Origin of the sequence: Planktothrix pseudagardhii (assembly GCF_904830925.1) — a bacterium.
Taxonomy (GTDB): domain Bacteria; phylum Cyanobacteriota; class Cyanobacteriia; order Cyanobacteriales; family Microcoleaceae; genus Planktothrix; species Planktothrix tepida.
The window spans coordinates 4,720,170-4,737,750 of the sequence record NZ_LR882967.1 but is presented as its reverse complement, the minus strand read 5'-3'; the positions used below and the strand labels follow the sequence as shown (position 1 = coordinate 4,737,750).

The 17,581-nt window shown below is 38.8% G+C and carries 19 protein-coding genes; 8 read left to right on the top strand and 11 right to left on the bottom strand.

The annotated features are described in order from the left end of the window. Positions 1 to 73: 73 nt before the first annotated feature. From NMK36_RS20405 to NMK36_RS20395, 3 genes are all read right to left on the bottom strand, one after another. Entirely contained in the window at positions 74 to 1,774 is a 1,701-nt protein-coding gene (locus NMK36_RS20405) for a tetratricopeptide repeat protein (RefSeq protein WP_254174507.1), read from the bottom strand. A gap of 134 nt (positions 1,775 to 1,908) precedes the next feature. After that, positions 1,909 to 2,970 carry a class I SAM-dependent methyltransferase gene (locus NMK36_RS20400; protein ID WP_139295084.1) on the bottom strand — a complete coding sequence of 354 codons (1,062 nt, stop codon included), beginning with the start codon at positions 2,968 to 2,970 and terminating at the stop codon, positions 1,909 to 1,911. 300 nt (positions 2,971 to 3,270) lie between these two features. Next, a protein-coding gene (locus tag NMK36_RS20395) for an IS630 family transposase (RefSeq protein ID WP_254172945.1) occupies positions 3,271 to 4,328 on the bottom strand; the annotation gives its coding sequence in 2 pieces (ribosomal slippage) (positions 3,271 to 3,933 and positions 3,936 to 4,328; 1,056 coding nt in all). A gap of 106 nt (positions 4,329 to 4,434) precedes the next feature. Between NMK36_RS20395 and NMK36_RS20390 the strand changes: the two genes are divergently transcribed. Beyond that, entirely contained in the window at positions 4,435 to 4,959 is a 525-nt protein-coding gene (locus NMK36_RS20390) for a DUF6629 family protein (protein WP_254174506.1), read from the top strand. A gap of 224 nt (positions 4,960 to 5,183) precedes the next feature. Here NMK36_RS20390 and NMK36_RS20385 read toward each other — a convergent pair whose 3' ends face one another. The 7 genes from NMK36_RS20385 to NMK36_RS20355 form a co-directional block, all read right to left on the bottom strand. Next, complete coding sequence (locus tag NMK36_RS20385; protein WP_072719978.1) at positions 5,184 to 6,143, bottom strand: 3'(2'),5'-bisphosphate nucleotidase; 960 nt, start codon at positions 6,141 to 6,143, stop codon at positions 5,184 to 5,186. A 37-nt stretch (positions 6,144 to 6,180) separates the two neighbouring features. Then, the gene (gene rsmD / locus NMK36_RS20380) at positions 6,181 to 6,723 is read right to left on the bottom strand and encodes a 16S rRNA (guanine(966)-N(2))-methyltransferase RsmD (RefSeq protein ID WP_254174505.1); all 543 of its coding nucleotides are present in this window, start codon (positions 6,721 to 6,723) and stop codon (positions 6,181 to 6,183) included. Between the two features lie 521 nt (positions 6,724 to 7,244). Continuing rightward, a complete protein-coding gene (locus NMK36_RS20375) occupies positions 7,245 to 7,871 on the bottom strand; it encodes a precorrin-8X methylmutase (protein ID WP_072719976.1) in 627 nt (208 codons plus the stop codon). Between the two features lie 188 nt (positions 7,872 to 8,059). Beyond that, a complete protein-coding gene (locus tag NMK36_RS20370; RefSeq protein ID WP_072719975.1) occupies positions 8,060 to 8,863 on the bottom strand; it encodes a TPM domain-containing protein in 804 nt (267 codons plus the stop codon). Positions 8,864 to 9,264: 401 nt separating this feature from the next. Continuing rightward, entirely contained in the window at positions 9,265 to 9,444 is a 180-nt protein-coding gene (locus NMK36_RS20365) for a hypothetical protein (protein WP_139295082.1), read from the bottom strand. A gap of 774 nt (positions 9,445 to 10,218) precedes the next feature. Next, entirely contained in the window at positions 10,219 to 12,159 is a 1,941-nt protein-coding gene (gene dnaG, locus NMK36_RS20360) for a DNA primase (RefSeq protein WP_254174504.1), read from the bottom strand. A gap of 159 nt (positions 12,160 to 12,318) precedes the next feature. Continuing rightward, entirely contained in the window at positions 12,319 to 12,825 is a 507-nt protein-coding gene (locus NMK36_RS20355; protein WP_254174503.1) for a helix-turn-helix transcriptional regulator, read from the bottom strand. Positions 12,826 to 13,120: 295 nt separating this feature from the next. Between NMK36_RS20355 and NMK36_RS20350 the strand changes: the two genes are divergently transcribed. The 7 genes from NMK36_RS20350 to NMK36_RS28845 all read left to right on the top strand — a co-directional run bounded on the left by NMK36_RS20350 (position 13,121) and on the right by NMK36_RS28845 (position 15,975). Next, positions 13,121 to 13,345, top strand: coding sequence for a hypothetical protein (locus NMK36_RS20350; protein ID WP_254174502.1), 225 nt, complete (start codon positions 13,121 to 13,123; stop codon positions 13,343 to 13,345). Between the two features lie 46 nt (positions 13,346 to 13,391). Beyond that, entirely contained in the window at positions 13,392 to 13,841 is a 450-nt protein-coding gene (locus tag NMK36_RS29150) for a transposase family protein (RefSeq protein WP_438822829.1), read from the top strand. Beyond that, positions 13,727 to 14,542, top strand: coding sequence for an ISL3 family transposase (locus NMK36_RS20345; RefSeq protein ID WP_438822842.1), 816 nt, complete (start codon positions 13,727 to 13,729; stop codon positions 14,540 to 14,542). The genes NMK36_RS29150 and NMK36_RS20345 overlap by 115 nt, the downstream gene beginning before the upstream one ends. 52 nt (positions 14,543 to 14,594) lie before the next feature. Continuing rightward, entirely contained in the window at positions 14,595 to 14,915 is a 321-nt protein-coding gene (locus NMK36_RS20340) for a DUF1036 domain-containing protein (RefSeq protein WP_302184700.1), read from the top strand. A gap of 193 nt (positions 14,916 to 15,108) precedes the next feature. Next, positions 15,109 to 15,444 carry a DUF433 domain-containing protein gene (locus tag NMK36_RS20335; RefSeq protein WP_072719967.1) on the top strand — a complete coding sequence of 112 codons (336 nt, stop codon included), beginning with the start codon at positions 15,109 to 15,111 and terminating at the stop codon, positions 15,442 to 15,444. Next, a complete protein-coding gene (locus tag NMK36_RS20330; RefSeq protein WP_072719966.1) occupies positions 15,437 to 15,808 on the top strand; it encodes a DUF5615 family PIN-like protein in 372 nt (123 codons plus the stop codon). The genes NMK36_RS20335 and NMK36_RS20330 overlap by 8 nt, the downstream gene beginning before the upstream one ends. 38 nt (positions 15,809 to 15,846) lie before the next feature. Beyond that, positions 15,847 to 15,975 (top strand): hypothetical protein, encoded by a 129-nt coding sequence (locus tag NMK36_RS28845; protein ID WP_281250332.1) that lies wholly within the window; start codon positions 15,847 to 15,849, stop codon positions 15,973 to 15,975. A gap of 12 nt (positions 15,976 to 15,987) precedes the next feature. On the opposite strand, the gene NMK36_RS20325 is transcribed toward NMK36_RS28845, so the two are convergent. After that, positions 15,988 to 17,571, bottom strand: a complete 1,584-nt coding sequence (locus NMK36_RS20325) for a peptide ligase PGM1-related protein (RefSeq protein WP_254174501.1) — start codon at positions 17,569 to 17,571, stop codon at positions 15,988 to 15,990. Positions 17,572 to 17,581 lie beyond the last annotated feature (10 nt).

The following is a 17,581-nucleotide window of genomic DNA, read 5'->3' as shown; positions in this document are numbered from 1 at the left end:
GAACCCTGATCATAAAAGTGTTCTCAGTAGCTAGGATATAGAGTTTTAATGCAGAACCGATAATCCCCTCCTATCACTCTTTATTCTGATTATTTTTTAACTTCAAATTCACGCGATTTCGATGAATGACCGCTTCAGCAGAATTGGGTTGCATTTCTAAGGCGACACCATAGGAACGATTCGCATCCTGATAACAATTCATTTGTTCAAAGGTCATTCCTCGACGAATCCAAGCTTGATAATAGTCGGGTTTCTGTTGAATAATTTTGTCATAAACATTTAACGCATCTTGATAGCGTTGGGCTGATTCTAAGGCTAATCCCCATTTTAACCAAGTAGAATAGGATTCCGGCCAAATTTTTACCGCTTGCTGAAAGGCTTCTGCGGCTTCTGAATACTTTTCAACCTTTTCTAAAGTTTTCCCTAAATGTACCCAGACATCAAAATTATCCGGTTGTACCCGAATCACTTTTTTATAAGCAATAATCGCCTCATCATAGCGTTCTAATTTTTCTAATGCTTCCCCCCGTTGTAAGCCTGCTTTTGTTGCTAAGGCGGTATCTTCTGTGGTCATTTGTACCACTTTATCATAGGCAATTAACGCTTCTTCAAACCGATCTAATTGTTCTAAAGCTTCTCCTCGACAATTCCAAGCATCCAGAAAATCCGGTTGAATTTGCAAGGCATTATCATAGGCAATAATCGCTTCTTGATATTGTTTGAGTTCACACAGGGTTTTGCCTCGACCTAACCAAGCTTCAGGAAAATTAGAGTTTAATTGGGTGGCTTTATCAAAGGATGCGATCGCGGCTTGATATTGTTTTAAGTCTAATAAGGCTTGAGCGCGACTAATCCAAATTGCAGCCGAATCAGGATTAATTTGTAAGGCTTGATTTAAACAAGTTAAGGCGGCTTGATGTTGTTGATGATGCAGTAACGCCATGCCTTTATAAAACCAAACTTCATAATCCTGGGGTTGCAGTTGAATTACCGTATCATAGGACGTAATCGCTTCTGCATATCGCCGTAATTTTTGTAAAGCAATTCCTCGATTAAACCAGGCTTGATAACTCTTGGGTTGCAATTGAATCGCTTGTTCATAAGACGCGATCGCATCGGCATATTTCTGTTGACTTAATAACATTTCACCCCGATTAAACCAAGCTTCATAATTAGCAGGCTGTAATTGAATTGCCCGATCATAAGAAGCCACCGCATCACTATAACGTTCTTCATTCATTAAAGCATTGGCTTGATGATACCAAATCGAAGAAACATTCGGTTTAATTTCAATAGCTCGTTTATAAGAAGCTGCCGCTGCTTTATATTGTAATAATGCTTCTAACGCTAAACCCCGTTCATACCAAGCTTCAAAATTTTCCGGTTCAATAGTAATCGCTTTATCAAAGGAAGCCACCGCTTCTTCACATCGTTCTAATTTAGCTAAAGCAATACCCCGAAACGTCCACGCCCAATAATCTTCTGGTTTAATTTTAATCGCCCGATCATAAGATGCTAAGGCATCTTTATAACGTTTTAATTTCCGCAAACTATTTCCCCGTCTTAACCAGGCAGAATACCAATCGGGTTTATAATTTACCGCTTGATCATATCGTTCAAAGGCAAATTCATAGCGTCCTAATTTATAAAATCGATTGCCTTTATTATATTCAGGCCATGCTTTAAAAACGCCTAAAAATCCTAATTTAGAGGCGGGTTGAGTGGGTGGAGGAGAGTCCACAGGAAACAGGGAGGGGGTTAACTCTTCCGACATGGGCTGTTTGACTCCTGACCAATGAGTGCTAATATCTTCTATCCTACGGTGTCAAGTTGATTTAACAATCCCCCCTATTGTAACCAACGGGGGAATCGACAATCGGAAACGGCTGAATTATCAGAAATCCCGAATTATTTTTTAACCCGACATAGTAGCCAACGCAGAGAGATGGGCGGGTTTTGGATGGGAATAATATCTCGACCCTGTGACCAATGTTCAAACCAATTGGTAGGCGGCCAAGCTTCCGGGGGAAGGTGAGCACGTTCATATTCATAAACTGACTCATCGGATATCAGTTCTAGAGGTAAACTTTTTAAAAGCAGATTAATTTCAGGACGGGTAATCAAGTATGACCATTGAATTTGCCCCATTTCCCGCACTTTATTATTGGGTTCATAGTTGTCATGGGTGATAAACGTATTGAATAAAATTAACCCCCCAGGAACAACCGCATCACAAACTTTTGTTAATAGAGTTTGCACATCTTCTAAGTTGCGAAAATGGGAAATCACTTCCGCAATTAAAGCTAATCGATAATAATTAGCGGGTAAAACTAAAGCCGGGTTGAGAATATTGCTTTGAATCACCCGAATAGGTAAGTTGTTTTCTTTGGCTTCCTTAGCAATAATTTGAGCAAAGTCTGGGGTCAGTTCGACAGCATCTACCGGATGTCCTTTTCGCGCTAAAGGCAGGGTATTGCGACCGACACCCGCCCCAATATCTAAAATGGGACTGCGGGCTGGGTCAGATAAATCGGACGCTACCGCCATTAATTTGGCATCGGGATGTGACCCAAACAACGGCCCTTCACGGGTGGTTAACCAGCGTTGATATTTATTTTCTAAAGAGGCTACTTCCGTTGTCACCGTGATTTTTAATCCACTGGTTAATCCTTGGGTGGGGTCAGGGGGTTCATATTTAAACACTAAACGAGCATGGGGTGAAGCTTGATATCCTTCATTGAGTTTTCGTTCTACAAGCTGACGTAACCCATTCAATTCATCCGGGGTAAAGTTCTGCCCCAATGCGATTAACAAAGCGTTAAACTGACTCATATATTCATCGAGCAAAGCAGGGGCACAAGGAAGCACCAGTTGTCCTCGTGCAGAAGTCAGTCGTTTCACTTTGAGCAAAAGTGCTTTTTCAATTAGATTTTGATCATTGACTGTAATCGGTTGATTCACGGCTACCACGAATACAATATCCTCTTAATGCTGTATAGTAACTTGCCCTGTTGCTCTAATGTATCAGGAAAAGCAAAGAAATCAACAGACTTGTTAACGATGTATTCAAAAAATCTACGGTTTTAAGAACTTAGGAGTCTAATATTTTTATGTGCTTTTCAGCAACGGCAAGTTTTACCGCCAGTCTCTCCTTATCAGTATTAGGAATTGCGACACTAACACAAACGACCTCGAAAAATCAGCTTTTATTAGCTTCTTTTCCGTTATTAAGTAGGTAGGCGAGAAAATCGACAAGTATGTAACGAAAAGTTAACTGGGTTGTTGCTGCGAGTGAAATTTCATCCGTTGTGTGCTGTAGTTTCCTCTTTCTCCCCTAGCTTGAATACCATTCATTACCGCATAGGCCAGGTCTAATTCATCCTCAAATGTTTGTCCTGATAGTTCATCTTTTTTGAGATGTTGCCACTCTAATTCAATCGGATTCATTTCCGAACAATATTTAGGCAAATAGAAAATATACAAACCCATACTTTCCCATTTTGGCCAGAGTTTTTTGACTTCATGGCATTGATGTATGGGGCTATTATCTTGGACAATGACTCTCATCCGTCCGGCTTTTTCAGCCTCTGCTGCTTCTTGTTCCATCATTTGGATATAACACTGGCGATTGACACCTCCAATCACCAAGCCGTAAACAAAACTGATTTGCTGTTGCAAAAACCCAATAATGCTTAATCTTCGACCCCGACGACGAGTTTGTTCTAAACGTTTTTGTTCCCCTCTAAAATAATAGGTATACCCCGGTTCACTCCACAGACAAAAACCCGATTCATCTAAATACTTTAAGTCAATTTCTCCGGTGGCGGCTGATAATTCCAACATTTCTAAATCCGCCTGTTTCTGCGCGCGGACTATCGGGTCTTGCTTTCCTTTGTGGCTGTTTCTGGCTCGCTTCCAATTCACCCCCTTTTTTTGAGCACCCGTCTTAATCTATCGGGACTCAATTTAACTGACCGTTCTTGTTCTAATTTTTGGGCTAATTGCTCAGAGTTGTATGTCCGGGGTTCTCTTCTGAGACATTCTTCTAAAAATACTAAGTCCTCTTCTTTCCACTTGGCTTTTCCCCCGCGACCGGGTTTTTCCCATAACCCTTCTAGTCCTAACTTTTCCCATTTGTGCAACACTTCTCTAACTGTCTGTGCTGTCCAATTAAAATAAGCTGCTATTTTTTCCACGTACCAACCTTGTGAGTTTAATCGAATCACTTCGGCTCGGTCTTTAACTTTCTGTGGCACATCTGCTGTTCTGAGCTTGAACAGGGTTTTGTCTTGCTCACGAGTTAGAAATACCCTTAAACGAGCACCCATATTTTCATGACCTCGGTAGATTTCTTCTCTCTCTTCATTTATCTTTACATACTTTCGTTTCTTCCTGCCTACCTACTTATTTGCAACTCAGCAATTTTTGGAGGGAATGGTCTGGTTAAATTTGGATCATCAATCATCTCTTCTCTATTTTATAGGAGCTTATGGTTTTTTAGGCTTTGCTACAGGAATTTGGTTAATTTTATGCCCGGTTTCTGTGTATTTATTAGAAAACAATCCGCTTCGCAAAAAAGTAATTTTAACCTTGGCTATCATTGGATTAAGTTTAGCAATTTATCTTCTGAGTTGCGTGATTAGAGAAGGGGTTTTAGCTACTAATTATTCAGGAAATTTGTTATATAACCTTAATTTGCTATATGATCTTAAATTTATTTCTTTCTATGATGTTTGTAAATATTTATATTTGCTAGTAATTAGTGTTCCTTTTTTGATATCAAGCCAAAGGTTATTAGTAATATTTGGCATTGTGGTCATTCTTTCTTTTATTTTGGCGGATAGCTTTTATCAAACTACTTTTATTTCAGTGTGGTGCTTCTTTGCCGCCGCTCTTAGTAGTAGTTTATGGATCATCTTTTTTGACTGGAAAACACATAGCCCAGAACTTAAAAATTAAGACAATACTGACAGTTTTTTCGCCCCATTTTACAAAATTGGAGAGTCAAATTGAGTCGCCAATTTTGTAAAATGAAAACCCCCTGCTTTTTAAGGGGGATTTAGGGACATCTGATCAAAGCTGTAATCAGGGCTTTTTGGCGTTAAGTTAAAACGGATGGAGCTCCTCGCCCTAAAACGATCTTAATTCTATCCTAGGTTTAATCCTGATTAACTCGGAGAAATTTATTGATTCAATACCGATAAAACCGTATCATGAATAATGCCATTACTAACTAAAATCCCCCGATTATCTAACATTTTAGGATTAGAGGCAAAATCTAAAGGTTTACCAAACATATCACTGACTCTTCCTCCCGCTTCTTCAACAACAATTGCCCCCGCCGCGTGATCCCAAATATTTTCTCGATAATTAGGAGTTTTAGGAGAAGGAAGTCGCAAATATAACGCCGCTTTTCCAGAAGCAACCGCCCCATATTTTGCTTGAGAATCCATTTTAATTGCTGGGGCAATAATTCCTACTGCTTTTGCTACAGCATCCTGACGATCAATATCTCCATGACTGGCTTCAACACTGCCCACAAACCGAAGATTTTCTACATCATTTGCCTGCACAACTTGAATCGGAATTTCTTCACCCGTTGCCAAAATTATCATCGTTGCGCCTTGTCCTCGCACCGCAACAAATAAAGCTCCCGGTTCATGATTTTCCACCGGATAAGCCGGACATCCCATCACCCCAACTTTGACTTCCCCGTCTTCAATTAAAGCTAAAGCAATGGCATATTGATCTTGTCTTAAAAATCCTTTTGTTCCATCAATGGGATCTAATGTCCAAAAGCGGTTTCCAACTTTTCCATTCCCTTTATTAATCCAATCTGTAACCTGTTCTGAGGTGGCATCAGGAATAATTTCCTGTACATATTGGGTAATTTTTGCTAAATTTTCTGCCATTTCTGGAGTTTGCAATTCCGTTGCATCTTCTTCCCCGACAACGGGATCATGAGGAAATACTTCTGCGATGGCTTTACAAATAATTGCTTGAGAACCATAATCGGCAACCGTCACCGGACTTTTATCACTTTTCTCCATTGCTGGTGGGATATTCCGACGCACTTTTTCACATAGTTTCCCAGCCGCTAATGTAGCTGCAATTGCAATTTGCTTTTCTTGTTCGTAAGACATAAAAACTCCCATTAGAGGCGACTTACTACGGATTCTATTATTTTAAACAATAAAACGTTAAAGCACAATTTCCATAGATTTTTTCCCGACAAATTTCTAACCCCATAATGGGTTGAATTTGCCAACGATGGGGATGATGCTCAACCGCAATTTCTCCATCCGCAGACAGAAGTTGATATTGGGCGATCGCCTCTAAGGTGGGTTGATAAAGATTACTATCATAGGGTGGATCAAAATAAATACAATCAAATTGTTGCCCAGATAAAGTTTTTAACTTTCCTAAAATATCCCCTCGAATGACTTGAAACTGTTGGGAAGAATCGGCAATTTTTTGCCAATTTTCTTGAATCACTTGACAAGCTTTTCTATGTTGTTCTATCCCAATCACAACTGATGCTCCCCGGCCTAATGCTTCGGCTCCCATTGAACCACTACCCGTACATAAATCTAACCAGCGACAGCCTTCTATTTGACCCTGCCAAATATTAAAAACTGCTTCTCTAACCCGCGCTAATGTGGGACGTGTTTCTTCCCCTGGTAAAGTTTTAATTAAGCGATTTCCTGAGATTCTTAAACTCAAAAATAAAGTCCTCCACTGAATAAAATCGGAGAGTCTACCTTCAAACTATGTTTTAACCGCCCGGTGTGATGAAGACCCCAAAAATAGCTGTTTTTTAACCTAAAATTATTAACTAATCTAATAAATCTAGTTAAATAATTTTAAATTTCAAAACAATCGTCGGTTTACAATTCTTAATAAAAGCAAAATTAATGAGAATTATTTTTATTAAGGGGACGACTTGACAAGGTTTGGAGCAAATGTTAGCATTTTAGTAGATAGACTAAATTGTTATTCTTGTATCTTAGCTCCAAAAAATCAGCCCGAACAGCCATTCTATCGTTAAAAATTAATTCAAGCCTTCAAAAATCCCCTAAAATCAACTAACCTCGCGCACAGCTTCAATTCCCCCCTTAGCGACCCCTCCTTGACAAAAAAGCAAAAATGTGATAACAAACTCGAAAGTTATCGAACTGACGGGGAAGGAGTTAGAAGTCAGAACTTGAATTTTCCCCTATCTTATCCCAACAGTCCAAACCCATCTAACTACCATTACCTTCTCGACCATAGGCTTGCCAAGCCAGATCAACTAAGGCATCGACTAAGGCCACCGCCACAACTGCACTACCCTTGCGTCCGTCAATGCGGACATGGGGAACCATCGAATCATTTAAACGGGACTTGGCGACATCAGCCCCGACAAAACCTGAAGGAGTCGCAATTACTAAAGCGGGTTTAATCTCATCCGCTTCAATTAAATCGACAATGGCAGAAAGGGCTGTTTGTTCTTGACCAATAACAAAAATCGCTTCAGGATAGCGCTTTGCTAAGGTTTCAATCCCCCAAGCCGAGCGGGTTTTTTCCCGTTGGGGTCGTGTTACCGCCTCCATCGAACAATAAACAGGATTAGCAAAGGTTGAAAGAATGCGGGGAGTAATCCCCACCTGTACCATGGGCACATCAACAACAATCGTTGTCCGAGCCGCTAAAGCCGCCGCCCCCCCTTGTAACGCTTGGTCAGAAAAACGAACTAAACTTTTATATTCAAAATCCGCCGTCGAATAAATCACTCGACGAACAATTTCGTATTCGGCTGGCGAAAATACATGATCGCCAATTTCGTCATCAATAATTCCTAAACTCTGGGCATCGGTAATATGCCATTCCATTGTGACTCGCCGATTGTTAGCTTCTTCAGTTCTGTGGCTAAGGAAAATTGACTTAGCACAACCAGATTACAACTTATTCAGTGTATCAGGTTGTTGGCGTTGTGACGAGAAATAGGGTGTAGGAGTAAGGTCGTGCCAGCGTCCGCGCACCTTGACAATCAACCGTCAACCGCCAACGGTCAAAGCCCTTAAGCTTCTGGGGAGGAGGAGTGATTGAACACCGGAGTCAGAAAAGCCACTAAGAAACCAATCAGGAAGCCAGAAATATTGCGAACAAGGGGAAGCCATTCCTGGGTACGAGAAACAACAGGGCCAATTCCAAAGGCAATGAATAAAATCCCCCACAAAGGAGAGAAAATTAACGCCCATTGCCATGCAATCACTTGTCCGGGTTTGCGGGGAATACTGGCGATACCACAAATCACTCCACCGAGAGCCGAGGTAATTAAGGTTAAAATCCACTGTTCTTGAGGAAGTCCGGGAACAACTCGACAGCCACCTTGAACTAAACAGCCTTGAATCGTATCAATGGATTGGAGTACCGATTGGTCTTCTCCATTTTCTCGAATAAAATATTGATTTCCGAAGCGGGTTTGTAATTCTACCCAAAATGTCCGAGACAGAAACGGGTAAACCTGACGACCGACGCTAAAGTTGAGAATATTCCCACCCCGTTCATCGGCGACTAATAAAACGCTTTTATCATCCAGTCCCCAATAGTCTTTAACGGCGCGCCCTGGGGTTTGGTCAAATTGAGTTAAGACTCTCAGTTTCCATCCTGTTTGGGTTTCAAACTCTTCTATATCTTTTGCTAATAGGTTTTCCTGAACGTCGGTCAGAATTCCGGCGAGGTCAATAACGGGGGTTTGAATTTTAGGCAGTAAATCAGGATTATTAAACGCATGAGCAACGGGTGCAAATGCCCAAGTCGAAAACACTAGAGCAAATACAGCAAGAGAGAGAAGCAATCTGTGCAGCCAATTCTGTTGCATGGAAGTTCCTATCAATGTCTATAAATGTAAGCAATATGGGTTTTTTGTTAACCCGGAGATCATCCGACTCTCATATTTCTTTACAATTTTTAACTTTATCACAAAATCGGCAATCAGGATTACAGTTTCTGGGGTTGTCATACCGTTCAAAGCCCTACTCCTAGGAGATTGAGGGAAATTAAGGGAAAAGATATAGTGCTACCCATTACAGTTAGGACATTTCTAAATCCAGCAAAAGGATTCATTGCTGACTGTTCGGTGTTCGGTGTTGCCTCACTGGGTTCAGGGATTTTATCAAGAACAAAAAACAGTAGAGATATTGAATTTAAACTTCATATCTCTACTGGGGGGATGAGGGTTATTAGAATTTGTTCCAGTAATGCCTGGGCTGATCTTTAATATTAATCTCGTGGAGGTCTACCCGTATCTTGAATGATTTCCTGACCTTCCTCTCTAGCTTGGCGGCACAGAGAAGGTAAAAGCTGTTGTTGGGATGTAGTATTCAGAATAGGACAGGGAGACTCTACAGAAAAACTCGACCGAATAAACTCCGAAGCTTTCGCTGGCGTAGAGGTTATCATTGATGACAGGGTTACGGTTAAAATTAGCAGACTTTTGTGTAACATCATTGACTCCTTCTGGGATGATTAAAGTGTTAATCCGCCTTGTAAACCCGTGAATTATTGAACTCAAATAAGGGTTTCAGTCAACTTAAAAGGTTTAATTTAGAGGGGGGTATTGGCGGATTTAATTGCTATTAGATGGGTGGATAGCGGATGGGTGTAATGAATGGGAAATTTTCAAATTAATGAATAATAAAACTTTCCAAAGTGAACACTCTACTTTACAATTTCCTTGGCGTTGATCAGGAATAGTTGCCATTCATGAGTAGGTTCTTATCATAGATTCATTTTATTTATATTTCAGGAGAGAGGGTCAACTTTTCCCTCTCTATTCCCTAGGATAGTTCGCTATTTGGGAGAATTCGAGTCTAGTTATTCCACTTTCTCTAGCGTCACTTAAAGTTGCTATATTACATTTATACTACTTAATAAAGTTCTGTAAAAACACTATCTTAGGAAGCAGGGAACACCAGATAATACTTCTGGCTGTTTCAGGCTAGTTGTAATAATTTACAACTGCTATAGCAATCCCAAATAGGTTGTAATCATTTAAAACTGATATGAAACAGCTAGAAGTATTACCCCTGTTCCCTGTTCCCAGTTAAGCTGTTCCCTGTTCCCAGTTAAGCTGTTCCCTTTTGAGCAGAAATTTTGGATACAAATCAAATAGGATTGCTATATATGATGTTTCAATCAAAAAAATGGCACATTTCAAGGGATAATCTCTAATTTTTAATTAAAATTTATTCCCCCTAAAGGAACAGAAATTAAATCATCAAATTGGGTATCACGAATTCGTTTTAATTCCCACATCCATTTCGTTTCAGCATCAATTTGTTGATAATATTTTTGAGCTAAATTTTGCTCTTTTCCCACATCTGTTTCTTGCCATAATTTTAATGCCATATCTCGTCTTTTTTGACAAATAACCGTTTCAATAGAAGCCACGGAACTGCGAATTACTAAACGAGCGCGACGGATATCAATTTCTGTATGTTCATCCAAATAAAATAAATGATAAAATTGCTTTGTAGGTTGATTTTCCTGTAAACAAACTTGTTGTAATTCCAGAATCAAATCAACGGAATCTAAATCCTTTTCAGCTATTTCTTCAATTTTAGTAATTTCTCGCCAGAGAAACCGATGATGGGCTAAACTAAACTGTAAATCTCTCGCTTCTAAGGCATCCTGAATGGTCAGACGGTATTCAGGACAATGTAAATAAATTCTCAGCAGTTTCACTTCCGCTTCTTCTAATAAACTCCGTTCAGAATTAAGAGTTAGTAAATCAGAAGATACCTTTTGTTTTTCATGATCTGAATAAGGTTTATTAACTTGAGTTTGTAAATTTTTAGCGAACAAAGGAACTAATCGAGATTGTCCTTGGCTGAGAAGTTCAGCACAGTATTGAATATAATGAGTTCTTTGTATGCCGTTGTCAATTTTTCTTAATAATTCTACCATCACTTTTGAAACTTGTTGCGACTGGGCAACGGTTTCCAAGCTTTTTCCGATTAAAAGCCGTTGAATTTGCCACTCAATCCATGAGGGAGAATTCAAGACTAATTTTTGATAATCTTCGGCAGAATTATAGATTAAAAATTCATCAGGATCTTTCCCGGAGGGAATATTTAAAATCCGTAAATTAATATATCCTTGATAAGCCAAATCTTCAATTTCTCCGATGGCGCGTTCGGCGGCTTTATTTCCCGCAGCATCCGCATCAAAATTCAGAATAATTTGTTTAGATTCTGTATAGCGAACTAACTGCCGAACTTGATTTAAACTTAAAGCAGTTCCTAAAGATGCTACAACATTTTCAATTCCCGCCCTATGTAAAGCGATCGCATCAAAATACCCCTCTACAACAATCGCTAAATCCTGTTTACTAATCGCATTTTTGGCTTTATCTAAGGCAAATAACGTTTTACCTTTATCAAATAATTCTGTTTCGGGAGAATTGAGATATTTCGGAAGTTCATCCCCTAAACTCCGACCTCCAAATCCAATCACTCGCCCTTGACTATCCTGAATGGGAATCATTAACCGATCTCTAAACCGATCATAATAGCCATTACCCGTTTTTCGAGGCACAATTAACCCCGCCTGTTCTACTAATTCCGCCGGAAAATGCTTCTGTTCCACAAGATAATCATAGAGGGTTTCCCATCCTTGGGGGGCGTATCCTAACTGAAAATATTGAATTGTATCTTCTTTAATCTGACGTTTCAATTTTAAATAATCTAAGGCTTGTAATCCTTCCGGCTGTCTTAAAGCGTGTTGATAAAAACTTGTGGCGATCGCTAAAATTTCATATAATTGTTCTCGTAAAGAAATCTGTCTTTGTAATTCCTGCCGTTTTTCGGGCTCTAAGGTTTTTACCGGAATTTGATAGCGTTTTGCTAACTCTAAAACGACCTCACTAAAGGAACGTTTCTCCAAATCCATGATAAATTTCAGGCTATTTCCTGCCGCCCCACATCCAAAACAATAAAACATTTGTTTCGTGGGACTAACGGTAAAACTAGGGGTTTTTTCTTCATGAAAAGGACACAACCCCACAAAATCTTTCCCCCGTCGTTTTAAAATCACTTTCTCGGAAACGACATCATAAATATCAGCGCGTTCTTTAACGTCCTCTATGGTATCGGGATGAATTCGGGGAGTCAGCATTGGAGATGAGATTAAAATTGTAAATCTTTATTTTGCCATAAAATACCCCTGATGATCCCTTTAATCTTCTTATTGTCTGATTTTTTTAAAGGTATCCTTATTTACAATGGGCATAAATTCAAGAACTTGAACTTGCTATTGTCGTTTTATATTCAACGGTTAATTAACTAAATTCTCAGCAATTATTGAATTTTCTGTCATCTCTGAATATTTTTTTGATTCTGAAGTAACGGATGTTGTAGGGATTTTTAAACTAAAAACAACAACTAACTGATGATTTTCAATATGAATATTATTAACATTAACAACACTTTTTTCAGTCAGCAAACTATCAACGGGAATCTCAGGGGGTGTCTGTCGTTTATATCCGGCTTCTTCTAACCATTCAGTCACTTCTCGCCAACTTTCTATCCGAGCATCTAACTTATCTACCAAACTTTTCACATATCGATATAACGTCACACAGAGGTCAGTTTTCACACCTTTAACGTTCTTTCCCAGTTGTTCAGCAATTTCCGCAGGGCTAAACCCACATAACAACCCCCGCAAATGCAGCTTTTCCATCGGAGTTAGACGTTTTCCCTTAGCAGAGGCGAGGTCAGTATAAAGGGTTTCCAAGTCCCAATGGAGTGCAGCCTGGTTGAACTGTTGATCAAGGGAAGTCATGATGTTGCGTCCTCAATATCCTATCACGATCATAACACAAATCCTGTTTGAATACAAGGAGCAAATAGGATTAATCATTTTATACTAAGTAAAGCTCAAGCCTAGCTCATCTCTAACTCGCTACGACTCACGAAAGCATATTGATCTGGATTAGCGTTGTGTCATCATCTCCCGATGGCAACAAAACCCAGGTTAAAAAATTTTTTGAGGAATTTGCGTAAAGTTTGCAAGCCAAGTCAATAGATATTTAAGTCAAATCTAATTATTCACCAGCGTTGGGAGGTTGAAACCCAGTATGACAAACGAACCAGGGGACAAATATGTTAAGTATGCTGTTGATTTAGTCATGTGCATTGATGGTACAGGTTCAATGGGTCACTTGATTGATGAAGTCAAGTCTACAGCCCTCAACTTCTATCCCAAACTAGAAGCTAAGATGGAGACTAAACAGAAAAAAATTGATCAACTTAGGGCTAAAGTGATTGTATTTCGGGATTACTGGGCTGGCTCTCCTGAATAAATAGTGTAAAATGTAGCGTAAGCTACGTTTTACACTCCGACTGAATATGGACTTTCAATTAGAACGCTTGCTCAACCTCCCGAATATTACGGTGTTCAGTTGCCAAGAACAAGAAGGTTTTGTTGTTCTTAAGTTAGAATTATTAAACGAGGGAATTACTTGTCCACATTGTCAAAGTTATACCGATCATATTCATCAAACTCGCTCAATGTTAATTCGAGATCTATCTATTTGTGGGCAGGGAGTTTATTTGCATCTTCCCCGTCGCCAATTTTATTGTGCTGGATGTAAAAAATATCCAACAGAACCCTTAGAATTTGTAGAGAAAAGGAGGAATTACACCATTCGTTATGAAGAATATATCTATGAAAGAGTTAAAGAATTAACTGTAGAGCAAGTCAGCCAGAACGAACAATTAAGCCCTCATCAAGTGGGAAGTATCTTTCAAAGAATCGCCCTTCAGAAAAAAAAAGCTGGGGAGAGCCGGAAAAATTAAGCTTAGATGAATTCAGCCGTCAAAAAGGAAAAAGAAACTTTGTTACTGTAGTAAGTGATCTATCGAATGGTTCGTTATTAGAAGTTATTGATTCTCATAAAAGTTCAGAGATTATCGAAGTGTTAAAGCAGCAACCCGAATCAATGAGAGCCAAGGTCAAAGAGGTTTCTGTGGATATGTGGGGAGGATTTAAAAAAGTGATTCGGGAAGTTTTTCCTAATGCTTTAATTGTCATTGACCGATTTCATGTGATGAAGTTAGTCAACAGTTCTCTGAATCAACTTCGACTTAAATTAGAACTAAAAGGCTTAAAAAATCGGTGCTTACTGCTCAAAAATTATGTCGATTTAACCCCCGAAGAGAGAAGTGATCTGAAACTGTTGTTAAAGGCCTCCCCCTGTTTGAGTATCGCTTATGAATTAAAAGAGGAACTCCGAGATATTTATGAAAGCAGTACAACGGTTCTTATGGGAATGAGAAGATTAAAGAAATGGCTCAATTCGGCTCTTATTGTTTTTGGAAAAACCGCCCAAACTCTTAAACACCATCTTCCCGATATTTGCCATTATTTTATTAATCGAACAACCAGTGGAGTTATGGAGGGATTAAATAACCGGATCAAATTAATTCTTCGTCAAAGCTATGGCTTCAAAAATTTTGAGATGATGCGTGAAAAGCTACTAGCTTGTCTTTCTTTATAAGATTTACTTATCACCATAGGTACAGGAGAACCATCAAACTCGTGGCGAAACAATTAATCTTGCAGTCGGTTACTGGGATGGAAATAATGGAACAGAACTGCGAACAAAAGGATGGTTGACTATTTATCCGAGTAGATGTGAAGAGGTTGATCTAGGAAGACGCTATACAGGTGATGTTTATATGTACGGACAAAGCGGAACTAAATTTTGGAATTCAAATTTGCCTAATTTATCTTTTTGTGTTAATAGCTTAAGAGGATTTGATTTTATCAATGCTAATCAAATGCCTTGTAATGAAATAGGCGAGAGAAAAGTTCAGATGAAAGTCTTTGCAGTAACTCCTGGTATAACGCTATGGAATTTAGAAGAATAATTTAATTAAAAATTACTGTTTTACAAATGTGATCGCTCTCACCCTAACTTACCCAAATCAGTAGAAAATGTTATAATTACCTTAGAATTAAGCAAGATTTAATCAATGAACATCACTTTCCTGTTTAAACTTTAAGCCCGTGTTGTGGTATAATAAATGTAGTTATATTCAGTAAATTCTCTAAGGTATAACAATGCAACTGGAAGACTATTTCAACTTTTTAGCCCCTAATGATATTCGTTTGAAAGGTTCACGCATTGGCATTGAAACCATTCTTTATGAGTACATTTATCGAAATCGGACTCCAGAAGAAATCGCTAAAATCTACACTTCCTTAAGTTTAGATCAAGTTTATGCCACAATTTTATATTATTTACAGCATCAAGAATCGGTAAGTCAGTATATTACTGAATGGTTGGAATGGGGACACCAAATGCGAGAAGAACAACGACAAAATCCATCCCCTATTGTTCAAAAATTAATGAAATTGAAAGCAGAAAAGGAAGCTACAAAATTGAAAAATGCTTAAATATCTCATGGATGAAAATGTTAACCCAATTTATATTAATCAACTAAGACGGAGAGAACCCGATTTAGTAATTCGTTCTGTGGGAGAACCTAATACTCCACCAACAGGAACATTAGATCCAGAAATTTTGATTTGGTGTGAAGTTTATAAGTTTGTCCTTGTCACAAATAACCGCACATCAATGCCTGTGCATTTAGCGGATCATTTACAGCTAGGTCGTCATATACCAGGGATTTTTATTCTTAATTCTGAAATGGGAATTGGAGAAACAATAGAGGAGTTAATCCTAATAGCTGCTGGTTCCTTTGAAGAAGAATATCAAAATCAAATTATTCATTTACCTATCGCTTTAAGAAGGTTTTAGTTACCGGAGCCACTGGGCTTTTAGATCAGAAATTAGGGTTGAGATTGCATTCTTTAGGTCAGGATGTTACCGTTTTATACCCTAACTTAATAATAGGCGATCGCTTACAAAAATTAGATCTCAATAGGACACAAGAGCAGGAATTTCCCACACCCGATGCCCTGTAACAAAATTCACCTTTACTGAATAATAGGTATCCCCTTCGATAAAGAATCATTCTCCCAACTTCTAAAGGGATGAATTTCGGTTTCTTCATCAAGAACCGCCACAACTCGATCATAAATTTCCTGGGCGTGTTCAGGAGAATTGCCAATACACGTTAATCCTAATTTGCCATAACGAGATAAACATCCCATTAAGTGAAATACCGTTCCCGTTTCCGTACTATTATTAAAATGTAATTCATGATTGACAATAATATCCATTAAATCATTCGGTAATAACCCCTGATATCGTTCACTTTGTAAATTATCAGAGGCAATATAAAATTTAGGACGAGATTGTTGACTATAAAATAGCCCCGTTTTTAAATCATAAGATCCATTCGTTAATAATTTTAACGTCATAAAGGGATGCGTCGTCCCGCCACGACGTAAATTGATTTCTATCGCCTGTAAATCCCACTCAGAACTGTCGGGTTGATGCACCGCAATAAAATCCACACTAAACCGCTCTAACGCCCCTTTATCGGCTAAATTTTGACCAATTTTTTCCCCCATTTCTTGTAATTGTAATCGATAAGCTTGTTGGGCTGGAAATCGGCATCCTTGAAACACTTGACCATCGGGGCCACTTAAAATTTGATCATGGGTGGAGAGAACTTCAACCTTTCCGGTGGGAAAAATTTCACACTGAACACTCGGCGATTGTTTAATTTCTCCTTCAATAAAGGCTTCTACAATAGCTCCTAATTCTGAAATGCGATCGCTAAAAGTTTCCCAAGTTTCATCGGGGGCTTGAAACCTTAAATGATGCCAAGAATTTTTTAAAGTTTTTGCTCTTTCATGAAAAGTTAAATCTTGGAAAGGTCTTAAATCTAATAAAGCATTTCCTTCCCCAGAAAATCCTTGATTCAGTTTAATCACCATCCGTTTTAAAGTGGGTTGACGATCCCATAATTCCAGGGCAACTTCTGTTAAATCTTCGGAATTCCAAACTAAAGGGCTGCCATCGGGATGAGGAATTCCGACTTCACTAAAGATTTGCCGACTTCCACTTTTCGTTCCCCAATAATTTAAGTCAGGATCAACTCCAAATAACGGGATATCTAATTGTACCGATAATTCCCGTTCTAAAGGTGTGGAATTAAAACAAACCATATAAGATTTATTGGGTCTTAAAACTTGATGAATTCGGGAAATTAAACGGGGACGTTCTAATATTTTTTGGGTTAAAGGTTTCGGGGAGGTATCATAGGTTGAAAACAACAGTAAACGATCCCGAACATGACTGAGGGGAATTCCGGGCATTAAATGTAAATAATAATCAATCACCGTCGGATGAACGGGTTGAGAAGACACATAAATCAACCGCATTTGAGGGTTGCGTAATCGAATTAAAGAAAAGAGTAATCGTTCTTCATATTGATGGGCACCTTGAACTTTTTCTAATTGATGGCTATCTAAACTCAGAGAGGGAATCACGACGACATCTTGATCTTTTAATTCCTGATAGCTTAAACTGTGAAACCGTTGGCGAAGTTGAGTTTGTAATTCTCGAAACCGTTGAACAGTGTTTGTATTGGAGTGAGGTAATCCATTCATAACCCTAACC